The organism is Escherichia sp. 94.0001 (assembly GCF_013369155.2).
Taxonomy (GTDB): Bacteria; Pseudomonadota; Gammaproteobacteria; order Enterobacterales; family Enterobacteriaceae; genus Escherichia; species Escherichia coli_F.
Genome location: NZ_JABWMS020000012.1, coordinates 68,940 through 93,258, shown reverse-complemented (window position 1 = coordinate 93,258; position 24,319 = coordinate 68,940). Strand labels below are relative to the sequence as shown.

Sequence of the window (24,319 nt, the reverse complement as noted above, 5' to 3'; positions counted from 1 at the left end):
AAAAAATTATCTCAAAATCCTTCAGCTTGGTGATCTATACGAACCATTTGTCACTGCATCACAAAGTTGTTGTTCTCAAACCAAAATGGATGGTATTGATGAACAAATAAAATTAAATGAAATTTTTGCGCCTCTTATGAAACTCATAGATAATTACTCATTGCAGGCGCAATCTATAGAAGGTGCGGGTTACGAAATGTTAAGTAAAAATAAAAAGATAAAACAAAAAAAGAATGTTAGCGAACTATTGAAGTATAAGTCTTGTTTAAATATTAAGGGAAACCATTATAAAGATTTAATGAAGGCTTGCAGAATGGAAAATGCAAATAAAACGGAACAAGCAATGCTTCTGATAAGTTTTGCTGTCGTGTTCGCAAGATATTCTTCAGCTTCAAGTTTAGGAACGGAATACAATTCTCCGCAAATCCTCAGAATTTACTCTGCTGCTCTTTTACTAAAAGCATATGAACTGGAAAACTCGATTGTTGAATCTGAAGCTCTGGATAACTGGTTAACGGTACTACTGGGATTAGGTTCTGGTTTAAATTGCACGGCCATTTTATCAAAAAATATAGCAGATTATACTCGTTCTCATCATATTGATAAATATTTAGATTCGGTGGCTCCCAAAGCATGGGGATTATAACATTATTAGAATAGTCATGGCACAAGAAACATCAAGAAGCAAAACTAAATTCCAGAAAGTGGAAAGATAAATGAGCTGCTAACAATGGGGTTGTGCCAAAAAAAGGTGACTATGGCCTTCTATAATTTAAAACGCCATAGTCACAGTCGTATTTTTCTGCCCCCGGCACAGGCGCTTAACCTAGTGCCTGTAATGCCTTTTCCAGTGCGTTATGCAGCAACTGGCGGTCATGACGATAAGGAATATCGCTGGCCTCCAGTACTTCCTGAATCACAATTCTGTTGTTAACTGCGGATACATCAGCTTTCGGTCCAACAACTACCGCATCAATCACTTTTTTACCAACATACTGCTCCATAATCGCCAGCTTATTTTCCAGCTTGAGATTTGCAGCAGGCAGGCTTAATTCTCGCCCCAAATTACCGATATACACCATCGGGGCAGGCGTTCGGCGTAATGCCTGAGCCATTTCCTTGAGCAGCAGAATGGGCATAAGACTAGTATAAAAACTCCCTGGCCCAATAATGATCAGATCCGCCTCATTAATCGCCAGCACCGCTTCACGTGTGGCAGGTACGTTGGGGGTTAAGAGTAGCTCCTGTATCGGCGCAGTGAGCTGGTCAATATTGACCTCGCCGTATACTTCATGCCCCTGATCGTCAATCGCCATTAAATCAACAGGATGCTCCGACATCGGAATCAAATGTGCGTCCACTTTCAACAGATTGCGAATCAGATTAATCGCTTCAAGAGGCCGCACGCTAAGGTGATCCAGTGCCTTCAACATCAGGTTTCCAAGGTTGTGCCCGGAAAGTTCGCCATTACCGCCGAAACGATATTCAAACATTGCGGAAGCGACGCTGGGTTCAGTTATCAGCTGGTTGAGGCAGTTGCGCATATCGCCCCAGGCAATGCCGCCTTCTGAGCGGCGAATACGCCCCGTCGAGCCACCATTATCGGTGGTGGTGACGATACCCGTTAAACGAGAACCCAAAGACGAAAGTGATGAGAGAACGCGTCCCAGTCCATGCCCTCCGCCGAGAGCAACGACACGATCAAGGTCAGCCAACGTACGATTGCGCATATAGTTTCCTGGAGTCAGATTATCCGCGCTACAGTAGCGCAAATTGCGGGGAAACAGCAATTAACCTGCCAATATTGAGGATACAAACTATTTTCTTCTACCTCTAAAGGACGATGTACGCTATGCATCCGTGATGATGTATATCAAAGTAAAACCGCTATTTTCCCTTATTCTGTAGCGAAATAGCACGATCATGACGCTATATACATGATTACATAGCGAAAGTGTGGATGGTAAAAATCCTGTTTACACGCTAGTATCGGCTTAACCACTAAACACTCTAGCCTCTGCACCTGGGTCAACTGATACGGTGCTTTGGCCGTGACAATGCTTACAAAGATTGCCACCAGGGCGAAGGAAGAAATGACTTCGCCTCCCGTATCTGGAAAGGTGTACATGGCTTCACAACTGACTGATGCATTTGCGCGTAAGTTTTACTACTTGCGCCTGTCGATTACCGATGTGTGCAATTTCCGTTGCACCTACTGCCTGCCGGATGGCTACAAACCGAGCGGCGTCACCAATAAAGGCTTTCTGACCGTCGATGAAATTCGCCGGGTTACGCGCGCCTTCGCCAGTCTGGGCACCGAAAAAGTCCGTCTGACGGGCGGAGAGCCGTCTTTGCGTCGCGACTTTACCGATATCATCGCCGCTGTGCGAGAAAACGACGCTATTCGCCAGATAGCGGTCACCACCAATGGTTACCGTCTGGAACGCGACGTGGCGAACTGGCGTGATGCTGGTCTTACTGGTATCAACGTGAGTGTCGATAGCCTCGACGCTCGCCAGTTTCAGGCTATTACCGGACAGGATAAATTCAATCAGGTCATGGCAGGGATCGATGCTGCATTTGAGGCCGGTTTTGAGAAGGTCAAAGTCAATACCGTGCTGATGCGTGATGTTAATCATCACCAACTCGACACCTTTCTGAACTGGATCCAGCATCGCCCCATCCAGCTGCGTTTCATCGAACTGATGGAAACGGGCGAGGGCAGCGAGCTTTTCCGCAAGCATCATATCTCTGGTCAGGTTCTGCGTGACGAGCTACTGCGTCGCGGTTGGATCCACCAATTACGTCAACGCAGCGACGGTCCCGCGCAAGTCTTTTGTCATCCGGATTACGCCGGAGAAATTGGCCTTATCATGCCGTATGAAAAAGACTTCTGCGCCACTTGCAACCGCCTGCGCGTCTCCTCCATTGGTAAACTCCATCTCTGCCTGTTCGGTGAAGGCGGCGTTAACCTGCGCGATTTACTGGAAGACGATACCCAGCAACAGGCGCTGGAAGCACGTATTTCAGCGGCGCTGCGGGAGAAAAAACAGACCCATTTCCTGCATCAAAATAACACCGGTATTACGCAAAACTTATCGTACATTGGCGGCTAAAACGTCAAAAGGAGAGATCAGATGAGTCAGGTAAGCACTGAATTTATCCCGACCCGTATTGCTATTCTTACGGTTTCTAATCGTCGCGGTGAAGAAGACGATACCTCCGGTCACTATCTGCGCGATTCGGCGCAGGACGCGGGTCATCACGTTGTCGATAAAGCCATTGTGAAAGAAAACCGCTACGCTATTCGCGCTCAGGTATCTGCGTGGATCGCCAGCGACGATGTACAAGTGGTGTTGATTACGGGTGGTACTGGCCTGACCGAAGGCGATCAGGCCCCTGAAGCACTGCTGCCGCTGTTCGACCGTGAAGTTGAAGGTTTTGGTGAAGTGTTCCGGATGTTGTCGTTCGAAGAGATTGGCACCTCAACGTTGCAATCTCGTGCGGTAGCGGGTGTGGCTAACAAAACGCTAATTTTCGCCATGCCCGGTTCAACCAAAGCGTGCCGTACCGCTTGGGAAAATATCATCGCACCGCAGCTGGATGCCCGTACGCGTCCGTGTAATTTCCATCCACATTTGAAGAAATAAGTATGTCGCAACTGACCCATATCAACGCCGCTGGCGAAGCGCACATGGTGGATGTCTCCGCCAAAGCAGAAACCGTGCGTGAAGCGCGCGCCGAAGCCTTTGTCACCATGCGCAGCGAGACGCTGGCGATGATCATTGATGGTCGCCACCACAAAGGCGACGTATTTGCCACTGCGCGTATCGCCGGTATTCAGGCGGCAAAACGCACATGGGATCTGATCCCGCTGTGTCACCCGCTGATGCTCAGCAAAGTTGAAGTCAATTTGCAGGCCGAGCCGGAGCACAATCGGGTACGTATAGAAACCTTATGCCGCCTGACTGGGAAAACCGGCGTTGAAATGGAAGCGTTAACCGCGGCCTCCGTGGCGGCGCTGACCATTTATGACATGTGTAAAGCGGTGCAAAAAGATATGGTGATTGGTCCGGTACGTTTGCTGGCGAAGAGCGGCGGCAAGTCAGGTGACTTTAAGGTGGAAGCGGATGATTAAAGTTCTTTTTTTCGCCCAGGTGCGCGAGTTGGTGGGAACAGATGCAAGCGAAGTGGCTGCGGATTTCCCAACCGTTGAAGCGTTACGCCAGCATCTGGCTGCGCAGAGCGATCGCTGGGCGCTGGCGCTGGAAGATGGCAAATTGCTGGCTGCCGTCAACCAGACGCTGGTGAGTTTTGACCATCCGCTGACTGACGGCGACGAAGTGGCTTTCTTCCCGCCGGTAACCGGAGGTTAAGATGGCAGAAACCAAAATTGTTGTCGGCCCGCAGCCGTTCAGCGTAGGAGAAGAGTATCCGTGGCTGGCTGAGCGTGACGAAGACGGTGCGGTAGTCACCTTTACCGGTAAGGTGCGCAACCATAACCTTGGCGACAGCGTCAAAGCATTAACCCTCGAACACTATCCGGGGATGACTGAAAAAGCACTGGCAGAAATTGTCGATGAAGCGCGTAACCGCTGGCCGCTGGGGCGCGTCGCGGTGATTCACCGCATCGGGGAATTATGGCCGGGCGATGAAATCGTTTTTGTCGGTGTCACCAGTGCGCATCGCAGCAGTGCGTTTGAAGCCGGGCAGTTTATTATGGATTATCTCAAAACCCGCGCACCGTTCTGGAAGCGCGAAGCCACGCCGGAAGGCGACCGCTGGGTCGAAGCTCGGGAGAGCGATCAGCAGGCGGCAAAACGCTGGTAGTTTTTTGTTAGCCGGATAAGGCACCGCTGCGTCCGGCAATTTCACCGCTCAGTATATGCGTTTACGCTGCGTCGATGCACAGCCTCATCATTTTGCAGTATCCTTAAGATATTCCTTATATCTTCAGGAGATCGTCATGGACAGATTCCCACGTTCTGATTCAATTGTACAACCCCGGGCTGGCTTGCAAACTTATATGGCGCAAGTCTATGGCTGGATGACCGTTGGCTTGTTGCTGACCGCATTTGTTGCCTGGTATGCGGCTAATTCTGCGGCCGTGATGGAGCTATTGTTCACTAACCGTGTTTTTTTAATCGGTCTGATCATCGCGCAATTAGCACTGGTTATTGTGTTATCAGCGATGATTCAAAAGCTGAGCGCAAGTGTAACGACCATGCTCTTTATGCTTTATTCGGCGCTGACGGGTCTGACGCTTTCCAGTATTTTCATTGTCTATACTGCTGCTTCTATCGCCAGTACTTTCGTCGTTACTGCCGGGATGTTCGGCGCAATGAGCCTGTACGGTTACACCACCAAACGTGATCTAAGCGGCTTTGGCAATATGCTGTTTATGGCGTTAATCGGCATTGTGCTGGCATCGCTGGTCAACTTCTGGCTGAAAAGCGAAGCATTGATGTGGGCAGTTACCTATATCGGCGTGATTGTCTTTGTCGGATTGACGGCATATGACACTCAGAAATTGAAAAATATGGGTGAGCAGATTGATACCCGCGACACGTCAAACCTGCGCAAATATTCCATTCTTGGCGCGTTAACCTTATATCTGGACTTCATCAACCTGTTCCTGATGTTGTTGCGGATCTTCGGCAACCGCCGTTAATTCTTTTTCACCATCAATATCCCGGCCATGTGTCGGGATTTTTTTCGGATTTTATAAAGACTATTCCGCTCATTTACATGAGAACTGAATCGCGGCAAATGCCAGACTATGTCCACTACGCAATTTCAGGGGCAGATAACGCATTTGAACAGACGATCCACTGCTACTCAATTACAGCAAAAAAGCGCTTCGCTCAGCAAAATGCTGTTCCTCATTTGGTGGTTAACAGCTGCTGGAGTATGGGCTACGGCAGGCTGTGCCTGGATATTTCAGCACTTGCATTGGGTTACGTCACAAAAGTCTCCAGGCGCGTTTGTCTTCGCTTTGGCTGCACTGATAATAGGTGGTCTTTGGTTAAACTACGCCCTGAAAAGACTCAATGCATCAGGCGCATGTCTGGTCTATCTGCTAATAATCCTGCTTATTGGCTTTCTCTTCGCCAGCCTTTTTACCTTTTCGAGCATAGCGACGGTAATGGGAATTACGGGAGGGATGTTTGCCGCAATGGCGCTGATTTGCTGTTGTAGTAATAGGGTTATCCCACCAGTCAGACAGTTATATTTATATATTTTCTGTGGTTTGAGTATTGCTTTTGTTGTTAACCTGAACCTTACCAGCAGTTTTTCCGTGTGGTTAGCGAGTATTTTGACTGTCTTTATCTGGGGCATTACGGCTGCCTGTGAAGCAACAACACTGGAAGATTTGATCCGTGTTGCCGACACCTCTGAAATTTCAGGTTCTCTTCGCTGTATAGTTCTTGGGGCAATAACACTTTATTTTAGTATTTTGAGCGTCCTCTTTAGAATTACTGTAACAGTTCTTGACTTTATTAATGGTTTAGTGTGGTAGTGCGAATTGACGAGTTTTATTACGTTAATTGGAATAGATATTGATATTTAATTTAAGGATATAAAAATAATGAAATCGCGCTCAGCAAATAACATAGCTAATGAATTTCAGCACGAAGCCAGAATATTAAACGGTGTATGGCTCATTACCGCTTTAGGTTTGGGGGCAACCGCAGGACTGGCCTGGGGAGCTAAGCATCTCGAAATTACGGCAACCAAATATGATTCACCACCAATGTATGTTGTCATAGGATTATTATTACTTTGTATGTATGGCTTAAGTAAATATATCAACAAGATAAATGCCGCCATCGCAGGCGTAATGTATCTGTTTTTAATCTCTTTGGTGGCGATTGTCGTTGCTAGTTTAGCTCCTGTATCTGCCATTATCCTTGTGTTCAGCACTGCGGGCGCGATGTTTTTAATCAGTATGCAGGCCGGTTTATTATTTAATGTTGATCCTGGTTCTCACCGTTTCATCATTATGATGACGTTGACAGGGTTGACTCTGGTGATCAGCGTAAATACCGCATTAATGAGTGAACGGCCTGTTTGGGTAATAAGTTGCTTAATGATTGTCTTATGGTCAGGCATTATCTCGCATGGACGAAATAAGCTCCTTGAACTGGCAGGAAAATGCCATAGCGAAGAGTTGTGGAGTCCGGTTCGTTGCGCTTTTACAGGTGCATTAACACTCTATTACTATTTTATCGGCTTCTTTGGGATACTTGCAGCAATAGCGATAACGCTTGTCTGGCAAAGGCATACGCGGTTTTTTCATTAGCCGTAAAAAATAGATAAGTTTCTCTTTTTGGAAAATGCGTGTTAATCGTTTTTATATAACCTCATGAATAAAATCCTGAAGAAATGTAATGAGGCTGATCCATTATGCTTAGCTGATACTGACTGGAATTGTAAACTATTAACTTAGTCCGGTTTTGTAGGGCGGATAAGGCGTTCACGCCGCATCCGCCATGAATAAATAGCACTTTGCTAACAATCTGCACAAACCAAAAGAATTTAACTGAACTTCACATTACCGCTTCATTTTTCGCTCGTAGCTTCTTCGCCTGGCTTTCCAGCAACAGATAACAGATCAGCGCCAGCAGCAGCGGGATAAAGTAATACAGCACACGGTAAGCGAGCAGGGCGGCGATAATCGTTCCTTTTGATGTATGTTCCCCTGCCAGTAGCGCAATAAACACTGCTTCCAGCACCCCAATTCCTGCTGGAATATGCACAATTACGCCGGCAATACTGCTTACCAGCAACACGCCCAGTACAAAGAAATAGTTCACGTTTTGACCCAGCAACAGCCAGATAATCGCTCCCATTACCATCCAGTTAACGCTGGAAATCAGCATCTGGGCGAGGGCGAATTTCCATGAAGGCAGCACCAGCTTTTGCCCTTTGATGGTCATATGGCGGTGCTTCGCGAAAGCGCAAAACCACAAATAAACCGCGATAATCAGCAGTAAGCCAATGCCGAGAATACGCAGCGTAGTTTGATCGACATACCAGTGATCCGGCAGCTCCACCACGCCTGCGGTAAAGATAATCCCGGCCAGCAAAATATAGCCCAGCCAGTTGGTGGTAATACTGAGCGAGAAAATCCGCGTAATAGTGCTGCCCGGTAACCCTAGCCGGGAGTACAAACGATAGCGCATACCAATGCCGCCGACCCAGGTACTGAGCGTCAGGTTGAAGGCGTAGCAGATAAACGACACCAGCATCACCTGGCGCTTTGCCAGTTTATGACCGCAGTAGAAGCGGGCGAGCAGATCATAGCAGCCATATATCAGATAGCTGACGACCACCAGCCCAATCGCACTGAGCAACGCAACGCGATTGTAATCGCGGATGACCTTCCAGACCTCTTCCCAGTCTACCTTTTTGGCGTAGATCACCAGCAACACAATCACTGCGATAAAAAACAGCCAGGTGAGGATCTTCTTTGCTAAGCGCCAGCGTGGGTGTGATTTACTCATCAGGGTTTTACCCCCGTGTTTTCAGTTTCTACCCGATCCTGCGTTTCCATTGTCGGCTGAGCGGGCGGGTCAACCTGCGCCAGACGTGGCGTGTGTGCCGGAAGCCAGCCAACCAGCGCCGGGAAGTGGCGTAAAAAGTGGAACGCCAGCACGCTTTTCGTCAGGTTCCACCAGGTGCGTTTGGGCAGCATGGTTTCATCCACCTGCTGACAATCTGCGGCGATGATGCCGTTCAGATTATCGCGCAGCGTCTGGTTAAAATGACGATCGTGGATGATGACATTTGCTTCGAGATTCAGTGACAAACTGAGCGGATCGAGATTACTGGACCCTACTGTCGCCCAGTGATCGTCCATCAATGCTACTTTGCCGTGGAGCGGGCGTCGGCGGTACTCAAAAACCTGAACGCCACCTTTAACCAGATAGTTATACAGCAAGCGCGCACCGACTCTGACAATCGGCATATCCGGTTCGCCCTGAATGATCAGTTTGATCCGCACCCCGCGCCGTGCCGCTTTACGCAAGGCGTGTAAAAATCGATAGCCGGGGAAGAAGTAGGCGTTGGCGATAATCACTTCCCGCCGCGCCTGAGTGAGCATTTTCAGATAGTGGCGTTCGATATCATCGCGATGTTCTTCGTTATCGCGCCAGACCAGCAATACCTGCGCTTCTCCCGGCTGGCGGTTCTCTTCCGCTTTGTGATGACGTCGCCACCAGCGTCGGGCCGCGCTCTGTCCTGGCAGGTTTTCCAGCTCAAACTGGAGAATATCTTCGACAATCGGCCCTTCAAGGCGCACCGCGTAATCCTGTTTAGCCTCTGGACCGTAGCTGGACATATGCTCGGCGGAGTAATTCAGCCCACCAATAAAGGCGATACGTGCGTCGATCACCACAATTTTGCGATGCATCCGGCGAAACACATTGGTGCGCATACCAAAAAGGCGAGGGCGGGGATCGTAGTAGCGGAACACCACGCCAGCTGCCGTCAGTTCATTGACAAACTCATCGCTGAGATCCGGCGAACCGTAGCCATCCAGCAAGACTTCCGCTTTCACCCCGCGTTGCGCTGCTGCCAGTAGCGCCGCATGCAGCTGTTTGCCGACGTCATCCTCAAACCAGATAAACGTTTCAAGAATGATGCGTTCTTGCGCCTCGCCAATCGCCTTAAACACCGCGGGATAATATTGCTCGCCGTTTTCCAGCAACTGGATCTTATTGCCTTCGCGCCAGCTACATTTCATAAATGAATCTCCGCACTTAAAGGGGCATGATCAGAAAGGTGTCGCCAGGTCCGTAGTGGCAACGCGGTCGGCGCGCTGGCGCTGGCATTTTTGACATAGATCCTGTCCAGTCGTAGTAGAGGAAATTGCACCGGAAACGTACGCGCCGGGCGTCCGTGGGCGCGGGTAAATATCTCATCCAGCCCGGCCTGCACTTTTAAGGGATGATTGGCTTTTTGCCGCCAGTCGTTGAAATCACCTGCCACTAATACCGGTTCGCCGTCCGGCAGCTCATTCACCCATTCAGCGAGCATCGCAAGCTGCGCCTGACGGTGCGCTTCACGCAGGCCCAGATGTACGCACATCACATGAATCGCTTTTCCGGTCATCGGTGGCACAATGCGGCAGTAGAGCACGCCACGTTTTTCCGCACCATCGACCGAAACATCGCGATTCTCATAATGTTCAATGGGATAGCGTGACAGTACCGCATTTCCGTGATGCCCTTCGGGATACACCGCATTGCGACCGTAGGCAAAATCGCTCCACATAGTGTCGGCGAGAAACTCGTAGTGCGAGGTATCGGGCCAGTTTTCCACATGCAGCGGATGAACTTCGTGCGCGCCCATCACTTCCTGCAGGCAAACAATATCGGCGCTGACGGTACGCACGGCGTCGCGAAGTTCCGGCAAAATGAAGCGTCGGTTAAACGCGGTAAAGCCTTTGTGAATATTGATGGTGAGCACCTTGAACGAAAATTGTTGTGTTTGAACGGGCATAATTTTCCTGTCTTTGCCTCTTATCTCATTGAAATAGTGTAGTCGGCGTCACAAAAAGGTGCGGTCTTACGGAATTTTCCGTAAAGTTCGGTACTCTGAGTATGTAGAGATAAATTCTTCAGGAGAGAAGCCATGAAGTGGCAACAACGTGTTCGTGTCGCAACTGGTCTAAGTTGCTGGCAGATTATGTTGCATTTACTGGTAGTGGCGCTGCTGGTGGTGGGCTGGATGAGTAAAACTCTGGTTCACGTCGGCGTAGGATTATGCGCACTGTATTGTGTCACGGTAGTGATGATGCTGGTGTTTCAGCGCCACCCCGAGCAACGCTGGCGTGAGGTGGCAGATGTGCTGGAAGAACTGACCACAACCTGGTATTTTGGCGCAGCGCTGATTGTGCTGTGGCTGTTATCCCGCGTACTGGAAAACAACTTTTTGCTGGCGATTGCAGGGCTGGCGATCCTTGCTGGCCCGGCAGTAGTGTCTTTACTGGCGAAAGATAAGAAGTTACATCACCTTACGTCTAAACATCGCGTACGCCGCTGACCCTGTCGTGGCCGTTATCACCAGTAGCGGCCACAAACTATTCCACACAATATCCAGACTCGCATCCTTCAAATAAATCTGCTTGGTAATGTCCGTAAAGTGGCGGATAGGGTTAATCCACGTCAGGTTTTGCAGCCACACTGGCATGTTCTCCACTGGCGAAACGTAACCGGAAAGGAGAATGGCGGGCATCATAAAGACAAACACGCCGATAAACGCCTGCTGTTGTGTTGAACAGAGTGATGAAATCAACAGACCGAATCCCACCAGCGATAAACCGTAAATCACCATCGTAAAGTAGAACAGCGCCAGCGATCCGGCGAAGGGGATTTGATACGCCCAGATACCAATCGCCAGCACAATGGTTGCCTGAAACGTGGCGACAATTAACGCAGGTACGGCTTTGCCGATAAATATCTGCCAGGTGGTGAGGGGAGAAACCAGTAACTGATCGAGCGTACCCTGTTCACGTTCGCGGGCGACGGAAAGTGACGTGACGATCATCACGCCGATAGTGGTGATCATGGCGATCAGCGACGGCACCACAAACCATTTGTAGTCGAGATTCGGGTTGTACCAGTTGCGTACCACCAGCTCGCTGTTGTTGGGTTTCGGTTTTCCTTCCAGCAGCTCCTGCTGATAATTTTTGACGATCTGTTGCAGGTAGTTGGCGGCAATTTGCGCACTGTTGGAGTTGCGCCCGTCGAGGATCAACTGCAACGGCGCGGTCTGGAAGGTATCCAGTTTGCGCGAGAAGTCAGCCGGGAAACGCACCAGGAGTAATGCCTTTTGTGTGTCGATGGTTGGGCGGATCTCCTGTGGGCTTTTCAGTAGCAGCACATGGGTAAAGGCGCTGGCGCGGGCAAAACGTTGGGTCAGCTCCACCGAATGCTCGCCGTTATCTTCATCGTAGATGGCGATGGTGGCGTTAGTCACTTCCAGCGTGGCGGCGAACGGGAACAGAATCACCTGAATAAGCACAGGTAAAATCAGAATCGCGCGGGTTTGCGGTTCACGCAGCAACGACTGCAACTCTTTGCGGATTAACGTCCATAAGCGATGAAACATGCTCTTCTCCCTAATCCAGCCGACGTTTGGTTTTCAGCCACGTCAGGCCGATAAACATCACCGCCGAAGCGATCAAAAACAGCACGTTCACCACCAGCACCACCGGAATATTCCCGGCGAGGAACAGGCTTTGCAGGGTGCTGACGAAATAACGTGCGGGAATAATGTACGTCACCGCGCGGATCACCGCGGGCATACTGTCTATCTGAAAAATAAAGCCGGAAAGCATAATCGACGGCAGAAAAGCGGCGTTCAGGGCAACTTGTGCGGCGTTGAACTGGTTGCGGGTAATTGTGGAAATCAGCAGTCCCATTCCCAGAGTACTGAGCAAAAACAGGCTGGAGATAAAAAACAGAATCAGCAGCGACCCGCGATATGGCACGCCAAGAATAAACACTGACACCAGCATACACAGCAACATCGCCAGCATCCCAAGGAAGTAATAAGGGATCAGCTTACACAGCAACAGTTCCGTACGGGTTATCTCCGTAGAGAGTAACGCCTCCATGGTGCCGCGTTCCCATTCTCGCGCCACCACCAGCGAGGTGAGAATCGCGCCGATAACCGTCATGATGATGGTTACCGCACCGGGGATAATAAAGTGCTGGCTAATCGCCGCCGGGTTAAACCAGTAGCGAGTCTGGACGTCGATAAGCGGTTCAAAAGTCTGCCCGTTGTCCTCTGCCCGCTGCATTTGCCAGATCTGCCAGATCCCTTCGACATAACCTTGCACAAAGTTAGCGGTATTTGGCTCACTGCCGTCGGTGATCACCTGAATCGGCGCGGTAGCGTTGGCGCGCTCCATCTGTTCGGCGAAATCCACCGGAATCACCACCAGGCCACGAATTTTTCCCGCCTGCATTTTGGCGATCAATTCCTGACGGTTATCGCTGATGGTGGCGTCGATGTAGGGCGAACCGGTCATGGTATGGGTGAAATCCAGCGCCGCTTCGCTACGCTGTTCCAGCAAAATCCCGACCCGCAGCTTGCTGGAGTCGAGGTTAATGCCGTAGCCAAATATAAACAGCAGCAACAGTGGGATCACCACTGCAATCAGCCAGCTACTCGGATCGCGAACGATCTGCCGCGTCTCTTTGACGCACAGCGCCCGCACGCGACGCCAGGACAGGATCGGATTACTCATGGCTATGCTCCTTATCCCAGTCGTGGATCAACTGAATAAAGGCCTGCTCCATTGTGGGATCGGGTTGCTCGTCGTTGGCCGACTGCGCTTTCAAATCATCTGGCGTGCCGCTGGCGATTAATTTCCCACGATACACCAGGCCGATGCGGTCACAATATTCTGCTTCATCCATAAAGTGGGTGGTGACCATTACCGTGACGCCTTTCTCTACCATGCTGTTGATATGCAGCCAAAATTCGCGGCGGGTGAGGGGATCAACGCCGGAAGTCGGTTCGTCGAGAAACAGAATGTCCGGTTCATGCATCAGCGAACAAGCCAGCGCCAGCCGCTGTTTAAAACCTAATGGCAGTTCATCGGTGGCGTGGGAGGCGATACTTTTCAGGCCGAACGCCTCACTCATACGGGCGATTTTTTCGTTCTGCGCCCGCCCGCGTAAGCCATACACACCAGAAAAAAAGCGTAAATTCTGTTCGACCGTCAGGTTGCCATAGAGCGAAAACTTTTGCGCCATATAGCCGAGATGCTGGCGCGCTTTGCCAGAACTCTCTTTCAGATCCATCCCCAGCACCAGCGCCTGGCCGGATGTCGGCACCAGCAAACCGCACATCATCTTAAAGGTGGTCGATTTCCCTGCGCCGTTTGGCCCGAGCAGACCAAAAATCTCTCCACGTTTAACGGCAAAGTTGACGTGATCGGTGGCGGCAAAATCACCAAATTTCTTGGTCAGTTCTTTCGCTTCGATCACCGTCTCGTCAGGCGTACCTTCCACCGTATGCAATATTGCGCCCAGCGGTGATTCTGAGGTTCCGGCACCGCCCAGCAAATCAATAAACGCATCTTCAAAACGCGGCGTAGTTTCGTTGATATTGATTTCCGGCATTCCGTCGGCATGGCGAATATCGTCTGGCGTGGCCTCTTTTTTGAGGATCAGACGCACCGATTTCCCCTGAATCATGCCGTCGCTCACCTGTGGCAGTTTCAAGGCGCGTTGCAACAATTTGCGGTTGCCCTCGTGCGGGCTGGTCATCAGAAAGCTACGTCCGGCCATGGTTTGCGTCAGGGCCGTCGGTTCTCCCTGATACAGCAACTCGCCTTCGTTCATCAGTAACACGTCACGGCACTGTTCGGCTTCGTCGAGATACGAGGTGCTCCAGAGAATTAACATTCCTTCGCCTGCCAGCTCATGCACCATCTGCCACAATTCGCGGCGTGAGATAGGGTCAACGCCGACGCCGGGTTCATCGAGCAGCAACACTTTCGGTTCGCCCACCAGGGTACAGGCCAGGCCGAGTTTTTGCTTCATTCCGCCGGAGAGCTTGCCCGCCAGGCGTCCGGTAAACGGGCCAAGAGATGTAAATTCCAGCAGGCGAGCAAATGTCTGCTTCCGCTCCTCACCAGTGACGCTGCGCAAATCCGCGTACAGATTGAGGTTCTCCATCACCGTGAGATCTTCATACAGGCCGAATTTCTGCGGCATATAGCCGAGAACGGCGTGCAGCGCGCCGTCGTTTTTGATCGGATCAAAGCCAATCACCGTGGCGCTGCCGCTATCGGGTTTCAGTAATCCCGCCAGCATGCGCATCAGTGTGGTTTTACCTGCGCCATCCGGCCCCACCAGCCCCGTTACATAACCAGCATGAATGGTACAGTCGAGCGGCGCGACGGCGGGCTTGTCCATGCCCGGAAAGCGTTTTTCCAGACCGTTCAGCGTAATAACGGCATCATTCATGTCCTGCCTCGTTACCGAATTGCACCGTCACCGGCATTCCCTGGCGTAAGGCATCATCGGCGTCGGTCACCACAATACGCAGGCGATAGACGAGGTCGGTACGCAGATCCGGCGTTTCGACAGTTTTCGGGGTAAATTCAGCGGTAGGCGAAACGAAACCAATCTGCCCGTGATACGGTTTGTCCGGGCGACCGTCGGTATAAAGCAGCACTTTGCGCCCCGGCTGGGCCTGGTCGAGATTACGTTCATCAACATAAGCGCGCACCCACACCGGACGTGTCAGTGAGACGGTAAAGACTGTGCCACCTTCATTGAGCACCGTGCCAGGCTCTACCGCGCGGGTTAACAGCGTGCCATCAGACGGTGCTATCAACGTTGAGTCCTGTAAATTCAGCTCCGCCTGCGCCAGTTGCGCCTGCGCCTGTTCGAGGCTGGCTTTCGCCTGGGCGATGTCCTGTTCACGGTTACCGGAGCGATACTGACGCAATTTATCCTGTGCTGATTTCAGCGTTGCCTGCGCCTGGTCGCGCGAGGAGCGGGCATTTTCCAGGTCGTTTGCCGAAATAGTGCGACTTTTCCACAACCCTTGCTGGCGGTTGTAGAAGTTCTGCGCATAGTCATATGCGGCCTGCGCCTGTTTTACGGCTGCGGCGGCCTGAGCGATTTCTTCATCGCGATACCCGGCAAGCATCAGGTCATACTGCGCCTGTGCCACCGAAACACCCGCTTTTGCCTGCATCAGGGCAATTTCATACGGCTTATGATCCAGTTCACCCAGCACCTGGCCCGCTTTAATCGCATCACCTTCGTCCACGGCCAGCGACTCAACGCGCCCCCCAACACGGAAGCTAAGATTCACGGTGCGAATATCCACGTTGCCATATAACGTCAGGCCGTTATCCTGGCGACTTTGATACCACCAGTAGCCTCCGGCAACCACGGCGGCAAGTACCACTACCGCCAGTCCGATCACGACAGGTTTTTTCATCACTACAAACTCCTTTGCGATAATCCTTGCAAAATCAGGTCGATATGACAGGTCACCGTCTGGTTGATCAGTTCGGTCTTTTCTTCATCGAACGCGGTCCAGCCGGTACGTAACAAAATAGTTTCTTTGCCAAGACGAAACGCCAGAATCTCACCAATCAACGCATGGGTATGAAGGATCATGCGGGTGTCGTTGGCGTCGCAGCCGGTCCAGGCGGCAATCAGGCGTGTAAGGTGGCTGTGTAGCGGGCTAATCACCTGTTCGTGCACCAGGTGATAGGCTGCCGTGGGAGAGAGCTGCTCACGGGAGATAAACTTGCTGAGGTTGACGGTGTCATCCTGGGTGAGCAGCTTAATCATGTTCCTGCAGGCACGAAGGATCAGTTCACGAATAGCTGCGCGATCCGGCTGTGGTTGTGCGAACAAGCGTTCGGCTTCTTCAGCGTGCGGACGGAACTGCTCGCCAATGAAATCGGCAATCCATTGGGCGCAGGCGAGATATAAATCTTCTTTCGAACCGAAGTAATAGGTGATGGCAGCGATATTCTGCCCGGCCTGGGCGGCTATCTCGCGGGTGGTGGCGTTCATTCCATATTCGCCAAACTGCGCCAGTGCGGCAGCAATCAGCTGTTTTTTCGCCTGTTCACCCTTGATTGTCATGGCAGGATTATTCATCGCACAGTCCATTCTTAATCAAATGATTGATTAAGATTATGTCTCCATCCTGGAGTTGTCCAGTATGGCTAAGAATTTTAGCTACGCCAGTCACAGGGATAATTTATGCGCTGGGTCACAAAAACTGCTACACTCCGCCCCCTCATGACATTGTGGTTTTTGTCATTTTCCTTTTCAGTATCTCCCTGAAAACTACACCGGTAACGGTCGGGGCGGTTCGGAGTAGTTATGTCTTTCGATTCTTTGGGTTTAAGCCCTGATATCCTGCGCGCCGTTGCCGAGCAAGGTTACCGTGAACCCACCCCTATTCAGCAGCAGGCGATCCCAGCGGTGCTTGAAGGCCGCGACCTGATGGCTAGCGCCCAGACCGGCACTGGCAAAACGGCAGGCTTTACGCTGCCCCTGTTGCAACATTTGATTACCCGCCAGCCGCACGCCAAAGGGCGTCGTCCGGTCCGTGCGCTCATTCTTACCCCAACCCGTGAACTGGCTGCACAGATTGGCGAAAACGTCCGTGATTACAGCAAATACCTGAATATTCGTTCGCTGGTCGTATTTGGCGGTGTGAGCATTAACCCGCAGATGATGAAGCTGCGCGGTGGCGTTGATGTGCTGGTGGCAACGCCGGGGCGTTTGCTGGACCTGGAACATCAGAATGCAGTGAAGCTGGATCAGGTTGAAATTCTTGTCCTCGATGAAGCAGACCGCATGCTCGACATGGGCTTTATCCACGATATCCGTCGTGTGTTGACTAAGCTGCCAGCGAAGCGCCAGAACCTGTTGTTCTCCGCCACTTTCTCAGACGATATTAAAAACCTGGCGGAAAAACTGCTGCACAACCCGCTGGAAATCGAAGTGGCACGCCGCAATACCGCGTCTGATCAGGTGACCCAGCATGTTCACTTTGTTGATAAAAAACGCAAACGCGAATTGCTGTCGCACATGATTGGGAAAGGGAACTGGCAGCAGGTGCTGGTGTTTACCCGTACCAAACATGGCGCTAACCATCTCGCTGAACAGCTCAATAAAGATGGCATCCGTAGTGCGGCGATCCACGGTAATAAATCGCAAGGTGCGCGTACTCGTGCACTGGCCGATTTTAAATCGGGCGATATTCGTGTTCTGGTGGCAACTGACATCGCTGCACGCGGTCTGGATATCGAAGAGTTGCCGCACGTCGTCAACTATGAACTGCCAAACGTACCGGAAGATTACGTCCACCGTATCGGGCGTACCGGTCGTGCAGCGGCAACTGGTGAAGCGTTATCGCTGGTGTGTGTGGATGAACACAAACTTCTGCGTGATATCGAAAAACTGCTGAAAAAAGAGATTCCACGCATTGCGATTCCGGGTTATGAGCCGGACCCGTCAATCAAGGCCGAACCGATACAGAACGGTCGCCAGCAACGTGGCGGAGGTCGTGGACAAGGCGGTGGTCGCGGTCAACAGCAACCTCGCCGTGGAGAAGGTGGCGCGAAATCTGCAAGCGCAAAACCTGCAGAAAAACCATCTCGTCGTCTCGGCGATGCCAAACCGGCAGGCGAGCAACAACGCCGTCGCCGTCCGCGTAAACCTGCCGCTGCGCAGTAATACCATGTAAGGGCAAAAGAGTATCACAGGCTTTTGCCCATTATTCAGGTAACACGGTCAGACATGCATGACATGTCTGATTTTATTGTTTTAATAAATTTGCTTTATGATCTATCTAGTGTATCTAAAATGGCAATGAAATTATTTCTTCTTGCAATTTGAATTATTGTTAATAACATTGGTTGATATTCATAAACAAATTCTGGGAAAGTCTGGAATAAACATGCTATTGCATAAAGTGTTTGTTCATCATCTGGAAAATTATTATGAGATATGTGATTTAGTATTAGCTTGATTCTGTCCCTGATTTTATTATTTTCATTGTCAATAGTGTATCCGACTATCTCCCTAAGCAAAATAAAGTGTGCAGTCGTTTCATTACCGTATATCTTTAGCATTTCCAATAAACTATCAAAAATCGCTCATTTCTGCTTATTGATAGAAAGATTGATCGCCAGTCTGTTTAGAGCGGTGCAGCAGCAAACTTTCATAACCAGGTTATCCTGAGTTTACTGTGCGAAAAGTTAAAAATGAGCGATTTCTGTAAGATTCCCTATTTTGCCAGGCTTATGATCCGCAGATCATTCATGTGCAAAGGAGCGGTGTATGGATTGTTCAAAATGCAATGGTTATGCGACGATGTTATTAAATATGGTGCAGGGTTCTGACCCGGTTAATTTACTGGAATTACATGGTTTCCTTGAACACTTCGCATATTATGTTTCATTTGGCAAATTTAATGCTGGCCACCAGCGCTATAATGCATTTAAAGAATTCGTCAGTGAGATTTCGGAGATCAGCGCAAATGATATCAATATGACGATTAAAACCGGGCAATCCAGACATGAAAATGTGATCTCTATAAATATGAATAATGCAATTCATCGTGATGAGAAAGGGATCACCGTCAGAATAGATAATATTAATGGAAAGAAAAATAACTCTAATTCATCAGATGTTTTTATTCCTTATGTAAATACATTTTCTGACCTCAAAAATAAAATACTCAGGATGAAAATTGAACTGACTGAAGGTAGTGGTTTTTCTAAAAGTCTTTTTGACAGTCAGATTGAGACGCATATTCTGAGGGATATTAATTCGCTTAACGTTGGTGAGAAATTGAATGATGATAATCTTGCATATCATTCTATATTCACTAACGAATTCTCTGTTATTATTCCGCCATCCTATTATGATGCGACTTCTGCAGTAAACGCTAATAATATTGTGAGAGAAAAACTATATGAAAGTGATAGTAAAGTTAAAGATATCGTCGATGATATGTCTAATCATGACGTGGAGAGCGAAAAAGATATATTTGTAATCGGGGGGATGATAGAAAAACTAGAGTCTCTGGCAGACGAATCTTTCAATGATAATACTGATAACATAAAAACAGTAAAAGATTTGCTAACGCAATTAACTGATGGCATGGAACTCTTCACGCTGCGGGACATGGTAGCATTCCCATCGTCCATAATAGCAAAACTATTAAAATCCGCACTTAATAGCGATCATGAACTTGTTATGCGCGTACTGGATACGTATCTGTGCTACTTCAGAAATAAAAATCTGAGTAACGATGCGGAAATAATAAACTTTTTCTATGCTCTCTTTTTAAAGAGACCAGAGTTGATGGTTTCTGAAAATTATAGATTTATTCAATTTGTTGATTTGCTTTTTGAAAACAGAAGTGTTGAAGAGAAAAACTTAGCATTTGACCTTTATCACAATTATCAGGTATTACCTGAAATAAAACAATTCGTTACTGAAGAAATAAAGTTGAATTTCAATCAGCTGCAAGGATTGTTAGATAAAGATAATAAATGTTATATCCTGTTATCATCCGATAACTCTGGGCGAGTAATGCGCTTATCGCACCAGGCGTTAATCTCAATGCTTGAGCCAGAAGTTAAGAAAAAGACCATCTGGAATAATTACTCTATTTATCCATCTTTGCAGGATACCCATGAAGTTGTCAGAGATGATCCAGAAACGATTTGTACGTGTGCATTTCCTTTATTTGCAAAAGGATGGGAATATGCGCAGAAAAATAAGAAACACCAATTGATTCTCAATGCTCTTGGATTGAAAGGTTATATTCGTGATGTATTTATGTCAGCAATAATGCGAAAAACAGACTTTGTGCCAGAATCGGATAATCAATCGACAGAATTTAAATCATTATTTTCCTCTTTGATGACCGATTCAGACCAATGGCAACAGCATACTTTGAAAGAAAAACATTACACTAATCTATTAACGATGCTGGATCTCAAAGAGGCCAGTGAAAGTGATAAATCTAAAATATTTTTCTGTCTGTCCGCCGTATTTGCAAATATTTCTCACAGTAATGTCTTTAACGGTATTCCTGATGCGTCAAAAATTTTAAAACGTTATGCATTTGCTTTATTGGCTAAAGCTCACTCTTTAGATGAAAATATGATAAGCAGTCAAACTTTTAATACATACAAAGCGGTATTGCTTGATTTCAATAATCTGTCTAATGAAGAGGCCAACCAGCTGCGTATAAGTTCGTTATATCGTGATATGGTCCGCTACGCACAATATCGTTTTTCTAAAGTTTTATCCGAGTGGACGCCAGACGCATGGCTGTAAAGATCCCAACAGGATAATGGCATTGATGGCCCTGGCTCAGGCCAGGGCGGGCAATACCGGTTCCTGCGAAGCGATGACGGCGGCAAGTGTAACCACGAAATGCGGTATCACTTGCTGTTTTCTGCCCTGAAGACTGGCGCTCACCGTGCCGTCGAACTTTCAATCAACTATATTGTGTGAGGGCGTGTTTGCGAGCCGCTTTCCAGAAACAGAAAAACCATTACCGCTGAAAACCGAAAAATGCCACAATATTGGCTGTTTATACAGTATTTCAGGTTTTCTCATGGCATTAACCGCCGCGCTTAAAGCGCAAATTGCCGCCTGGTATAAGGCGCTTCAGGAACAGATCCCCGACTTTATTCCCCGTGCGCCGCAGCGGCAGATGATTGCGGACGTCGCCAAAACGCTGGCCGGAGAAGAAGGGCGGCATCTGGCGATTGAAGCACCCACCGGCGTTGGGAAAACGCTCTCCTATTTGATTCCCGGCATCGCCATTGCCCGCGAAGAGCAAAAAACGTTGGTGGTGAGTACCGCCAACGTGGCATTGCAGGATCAGATCTACAGCAAAGATTTGCCACTGCTGAAAAAGATCATTCCCGATCTTAAATTTACCGCCGCTTTCGGGCGTGGGCGCTACGTTTGCCCGCGTAATCTGACGGCGCTCGCCAGCACTGAACCCACGCAACAGGATCTGCTGGCGTTTCTTGACGACGAGCTGACGCCGAACAATCAGGAAGAGCAAAAACGTTGTGCGAAGTTGAAGGGCGATCTCGACACTTATAAATGGGATGGTCTGCGCGATCATACGGATATTGCTATAGATGATGATCTCTGGCGTCGTTTAAGTACCGACAAAGCCAGCTGTCTCAACCGCAACTGTTACTACTATCGCGAATGCCCGTTTTTTGTCGCTCGTCGGGAAATTCAGGAAGCGGAAGTGGTGGTGGCAAACCATGCGCTGGTGATGGCGGCGATGGAAAGCGAAGCCGTATTGCCTGACCCGAAAAATTTACTGCTGGTGCTGGACGAAGGTCATCACCTGCCGGATGTGGCACGGGATGCGCTGGAGATGAGCGCCGAAATTACCGCGCCGTGGTATCGGCTGCAGCTGGACTTGTTTACGAAGCTTGTTGCTACCTGTATGGAGCAGTTTCGCCCGAAGACGATCCCACCGCTGGCAATCCCTGAACGTTTGAATGCGCATTGTGAAGAGCTGTATGAGCTTATCGCCTCGTTAAACAACATTCTCAATCTCTACATGCCTGCCGGGCAGGAGGCAGAGCACCGTTTTGCGATGGGCGAACTGCCTGATGAAGTGCTGGAGCTCTGCCAGCGGCTGGCAAAACTCACCGAGATGCTGCGTGGTCTGGCGGAGTTATTTCTTAACGATTTAAGCGAGAAAACCGGCAGTCACGACATTGTGCGTCTGCATAGGTTGATTTTGCAGATGAACCGCGCGTTGGGGATGTTCGAGGCGCAAAGCAAACTCTGGCGGCTGGCTTCTCTGGCGCAATCTTCCGGTGCACCCGTCACTAAATGGGCGACGCGGGAAGAGCGCGAAGGGCAACTGCATCTCTGGTTTCACTGTGTGGGTATTCGTGTCAGCGATCAGCTGGAAAGGCTGCTGTGGCGCAGTATTCCGCACATTATTGTCACCTCCGCAACCTTGCGTTCGCTGAACAGTTTTTCGCGTTTGCAGGAGATGAGCGGGCTGAAAGAGAAAGCGGGCGACCGTTTTGTGGCGCTGGATTCCCCCTTCAACCATTGCGAACAGGGCAAAATTGTTATTCCCCGGATGCGCTTTGAGCCTTCCATCGACAACGAAGAGCAGCATATTGCCGAAATGGCGGCCTTTTTCCGTGAGCAGGTGGAGAGCAAAAAACATCTCGGTATGTTGGTACTGTTTGCCAGCGGACGGGCGATGCAGCGCTTTCTCGACTATGTGACGGATTTACGTCTGATGCTGCTGGTGCAGGGCGATCAGCCGCGTTACCGTTTAGTTGAACTGCACCGCAAACGCGTTGCCAACGGTGAGCGCAGCGTGCTGGTGGGTTTACAGTCATTTGCCGAAGGGCTTGATTTGAAAGGTGATCTGTTAAGCCAGGTGCATATCCACAAAATCGCTTTTCCGCCCATCGACAGCCCAGTGGTGATCACCGAAGGTGAATGGCTGAAAAGCCTCAACCGCTATCCGTTTGAAGTACAAAGCCTGCCGAGCGCCTCGTTTAACCTGATTCAGCAGGTTGGGCGACTGATTCGAAGCCACGGTTGCTGGGGCGAAGTGGTGATTTACGACAAACGCTTGCTGACCAAAAATTATGGCAAGCGACTACTGGATGCATTACCGGTATTTCCGATAGAGCAACCGGAAGTCCCTGAAGGTATAGTTAAAAAGAAAGAAAAAACGAAATCCCCACGCCGTCGGCGGCGTTAATGATGTGAGTCACGTAAGGAGTCGTAAATGGACTATCGCAAAATCATTAAAGAGATTGGGCGCGGGAAAAACCACGCGCGCGATTTAGACCGGGATACTGCGCGCGGTCTGTATGCCCATATGCTCAATGGTGAAGTCCCTGACCTTGAGTTGGGCGGCGTATTGATTGCGCTGCGTATCAAAGGGGAAGGGGAAGCAGAGATGCTCGGCTTTTACGAAGCCATGCAAAATCACACCATCAAGCTGACGCCGCCTGCAGACAAGCCGATGCCGATTGTCATCCCCAGTTACAACGGCGCGCGTAAACAGGCCAACCTGACGCCGTTGTTGGCGATTCTCCTGCACAAGCTCGGTTTTCCTGTGGTGGTTCACGGGGTTAGCGAAGATCCAACCCGCGTGCTGACAGAAACCATTTTCGAACTGATGGGTATTACGCCAACGTTGCACGGCGGGCAGGCGCAGGCGAAGCTCGACGAACATCAACCGGTGTTTATGCCTGTCGGCGCGTTTTGCCCGCCGCTGGAAAAACAACTGGCGATGCGCTGGCGGATGGGCGTGCGTAACAGTGCACATACCCTGGCGAAACTGGCGACACCATTTGCCGAAGGTGAGGCGCTGCGTCTTTCCAGCGTTTCGCATCCGGAATACATTGGACGCGTCGCGAAGTTCTTTAGCGATATCGGCGGGCGGGCGCTACTAATGCATGGTACTGAAGGTGAAGTGTATGCTAATCCGCAGCGCTGCCCGCAGATCAATCTCATTGACCGCGAAGGAATGCGGGTGCTGTATGAAAAACAGGACCCTGCTGGTAGCGAGTTACTGCCACAAGCAAAAGATCCGGAAACCACGGCGCAGTGGATTGAGCGTTGCCTGGCTGGCAGCGAACCGATTCCCGAATCGCTGAAAATCCAGATGGCTTGCTGCCTGGTGGCTACGGGGGAAGCGGCAACTATCAGCGATGGCCTGGCGCGCGTTAATCAGGCATTTTAATTTTTATCTCAGCCGGATGAGCCACGTCATCCGG

At 49.8% G+C, this 24,319-nt stretch carries 22 protein-coding genes, 1 pseudogene and 1 riboswitch; of the genes and pseudogenes, 14 read left to right on the top strand and 9 right to left on the bottom strand.

Going from position 1 to position 24,319, the window contains the following annotated elements:
• Positions 1-646, top strand: a pseudogene (locus HEN33_RS08925) (pentapeptide repeat-containing protein); the annotation flags it as partial.
• Between the two features lie 175 nt (positions 647-821).
• Here HEN33_RS08925 and yvcK read toward each other — a convergent pair.
• Positions 822-1,730, bottom strand: a complete 909-nt coding sequence (gene yvcK, locus HEN33_RS08920; protein WP_001246025.1) for a uridine diphosphate-N-acetylglucosamine-binding protein YvcK — start codon at positions 1,728-1,730, stop codon at positions 822-824.
• 264 nt (positions 1,731-1,994) lie between these two features.
• Positions 1,995-2,139, top strand: a riboswitch (molybdenum cofactor riboswitch).
• Here yvcK and moaA point away from each other — a divergent pair.
• From moaA to HEN33_RS08880, 8 genes are all read left to right on the top strand, one after another.
• Positions 2,127-3,116 (top strand): GTP 3',8-cyclase MoaA, encoded by a 990-nt coding sequence (moaA, locus tag HEN33_RS08915; RefSeq protein WP_002432387.1) that lies wholly within the window; start codon positions 2,127-2,129, stop codon positions 3,114-3,116. (Overlaps the previous riboswitch by 13 nt.)
• Positions 3,117-3,137: 21 nt before the next feature.
• Positions 3,138-3,650 carry a molybdenum cofactor biosynthesis protein B gene (gene moaB, locus HEN33_RS08910; protein WP_032183780.1) on the top strand — a complete coding sequence of 171 codons (513 nt, stop codon included), beginning with the start codon at positions 3,138-3,140 and terminating at the stop codon, positions 3,648-3,650.
• A 2-nt stretch (positions 3,651-3,652) separates the two neighbouring features.
• Positions 3,653-4,138, top strand: a complete 486-nt coding sequence (gene moaC, locus HEN33_RS08905; RefSeq protein ID WP_000080885.1) for a cyclic pyranopterin monophosphate synthase MoaC — start codon at positions 3,653-3,655, stop codon at positions 4,136-4,138.
• Positions 4,131-4,376, top strand: coding sequence for a molybdopterin synthase sulfur carrier subunit (gene moaD / locus HEN33_RS08900; protein WP_000598604.1), 246 nt, complete (start codon positions 4,131-4,133; stop codon positions 4,374-4,376). Before moaC ends, moaD begins: the two co-directional genes overlap by 8 nt.
• A 1-nt stretch (position 4,377) precedes the next feature.
• The gene (gene moaE, locus HEN33_RS08895) at positions 4,378-4,830 is read left to right on the top strand and encodes a molybdopterin synthase catalytic subunit MoaE (protein ID WP_176263193.1); all 453 of its coding nucleotides are present in this window, start codon (positions 4,378-4,380) and stop codon (positions 4,828-4,830) included.
• Positions 4,831-4,966: 136 nt separating this feature from the next.
• Positions 4,967-5,671, top strand: coding sequence for a Bax inhibitor-1/YccA family protein (locus HEN33_RS08890; RefSeq protein WP_039021609.1), 705 nt, complete (start codon positions 4,967-4,969; stop codon positions 5,669-5,671).
• A gap of 108 nt (positions 5,672-5,779) precedes the next feature.
• A complete protein-coding gene (locus tag HEN33_RS08885; protein ID WP_242460285.1) occupies positions 5,780-6,520 on the top strand; it encodes a Bax inhibitor-1 family protein in 741 nt (246 codons plus the stop codon).
• A gap of 69 nt (positions 6,521-6,589) precedes the next feature.
• Complete coding sequence (locus HEN33_RS08880) at positions 6,590-7,303, top strand: Bax inhibitor-1/YccA family protein (protein WP_176263192.1); 714 nt, start codon at positions 6,590-6,592, stop codon at positions 7,301-7,303.
• 247 nt (positions 7,304-7,550) lie between these two features.
• On the opposite strand, the gene HEN33_RS08875 is transcribed toward HEN33_RS08880, so the two are convergent.
• The 3 genes from HEN33_RS08875 to HEN33_RS08865 are packed head-to-tail and all read right to left on the bottom strand — an operon-like array spanning position 7,551 to position 10,506.
• Positions 7,551-8,507 (bottom strand): lysylphosphatidylglycerol synthase domain-containing protein, encoded by a 957-nt coding sequence (locus HEN33_RS08875; RefSeq protein ID WP_160530833.1) that lies wholly within the window; start codon positions 8,505-8,507, stop codon positions 7,551-7,553.
• Entirely contained in the window at positions 8,507-9,748 is a 1,242-nt protein-coding gene (gene clsB / locus HEN33_RS08870; protein ID WP_000650337.1) for a cardiolipin synthase ClsB, read from the bottom strand. The genes HEN33_RS08875 and clsB overlap by 1 nt, the downstream gene beginning before the upstream one ends.
• Entirely contained in the window at positions 9,745-10,506 is a 762-nt protein-coding gene (locus HEN33_RS08865; protein ID WP_001145121.1) for an endonuclease/exonuclease/phosphatase family protein, read from the bottom strand. The genes clsB and HEN33_RS08865 overlap by 4 nt, the downstream gene beginning before the upstream one ends.
• Positions 10,507-10,638: 132 nt before the next feature.
• Here HEN33_RS08865 and HEN33_RS08860 point away from each other — a divergent pair, with 132 nt between their 5' ends.
• The gene (locus HEN33_RS08860; protein WP_000871982.1) at positions 10,639-11,049 is read left to right on the top strand and encodes a YbhQ family protein; all 411 of its coding nucleotides are present in this window, start codon (positions 10,639-10,641) and stop codon (positions 11,047-11,049) included.
• Here HEN33_RS08860 and HEN33_RS08855 read toward each other — a convergent pair.
• Genes HEN33_RS08855 through cecR form a run of 5 tightly spaced genes read right to left on the bottom strand, consistent with a single transcriptional unit; the run spans position 11,011 to position 16,652 of the window.
• Positions 11,011-12,117: an ABC transporter permease gene (locus HEN33_RS08855; protein WP_000469031.1), complete on the bottom strand. Its 1,107-nt coding sequence runs from the start codon at positions 12,115-12,117 to the stop codon at positions 11,011-11,013. The two genes, HEN33_RS08860 and HEN33_RS08855, sit on opposite strands and share 39 nt — an antisense overlap.
• A 10-nt stretch (positions 12,118-12,127) precedes the next feature.
• The gene (locus HEN33_RS08850; protein ID WP_000070131.1) at positions 12,128-13,261 is read right to left on the bottom strand and encodes an ABC transporter permease; all 1,134 of its coding nucleotides are present in this window, start codon (positions 13,259-13,261) and stop codon (positions 12,128-12,130) included.
• Entirely contained in the window at positions 13,254-14,990 is a 1,737-nt protein-coding gene (locus HEN33_RS08845; protein WP_000997114.1) for an ATP-binding cassette domain-containing protein, read from the bottom strand. Before HEN33_RS08845 ends, HEN33_RS08850 begins: the two co-directional genes overlap by 8 nt.
• Positions 14,983-15,978: a secretion protein HlyD gene (gene hlyD / locus HEN33_RS08840; protein ID WP_001296990.1), complete on the bottom strand. Its 996-nt coding sequence runs from the start codon at positions 15,976-15,978 to the stop codon at positions 14,983-14,985. Before hlyD ends, HEN33_RS08845 begins: the two co-directional genes overlap by 8 nt.
• A 2-nt stretch (positions 15,979-15,980) precedes the next feature.
• Complete coding sequence (gene cecR / locus HEN33_RS08835; RefSeq protein WP_001296991.1) at positions 15,981-16,652, bottom strand: DNA-binding transcriptional regulator CecR; 672 nt, start codon at positions 16,650-16,652, stop codon at positions 15,981-15,983.
• 228 nt (positions 16,653-16,880) lie between these two features.
• Between cecR and rhlE the strand changes: the two genes are divergently transcribed.
• The 4 genes from rhlE (at position 16,881) to ybiB (ending at position 24,285) form a co-directional block, all read left to right on the top strand.
• Complete coding sequence (gene rhlE, locus HEN33_RS08830; protein WP_032183792.1) at positions 16,881-18,242, top strand: ATP-dependent RNA helicase RhlE; 1,362 nt, start codon at positions 16,881-16,883, stop codon at positions 18,240-18,242.
• Positions 18,243-18,848: 606 nt separating this feature from the next.
• Positions 18,849-20,861, top strand: a complete 2,013-nt coding sequence (locus HEN33_RS08825) for a type III effector (protein WP_183083424.1) — start codon at positions 18,849-18,851, stop codon at positions 20,859-20,861.
• A 283-nt stretch (positions 20,862-21,144) separates the two neighbouring features.
• Entirely contained in the window at positions 21,145-23,295 is a 2,151-nt protein-coding gene (gene dinG / locus HEN33_RS08820) for an ATP-dependent DNA helicase DinG (RefSeq protein ID WP_176263124.1), read from the top strand.
• A gap of 27 nt (positions 23,296-23,322) precedes the next feature.
• Positions 23,323-24,285, top strand: coding sequence for a DNA-binding protein YbiB (gene ybiB, locus HEN33_RS08815; RefSeq protein ID WP_000386515.1), 963 nt, complete (start codon positions 23,323-23,325; stop codon positions 24,283-24,285).
• Positions 24,286-24,319: the final 34 nt, after the last annotated feature.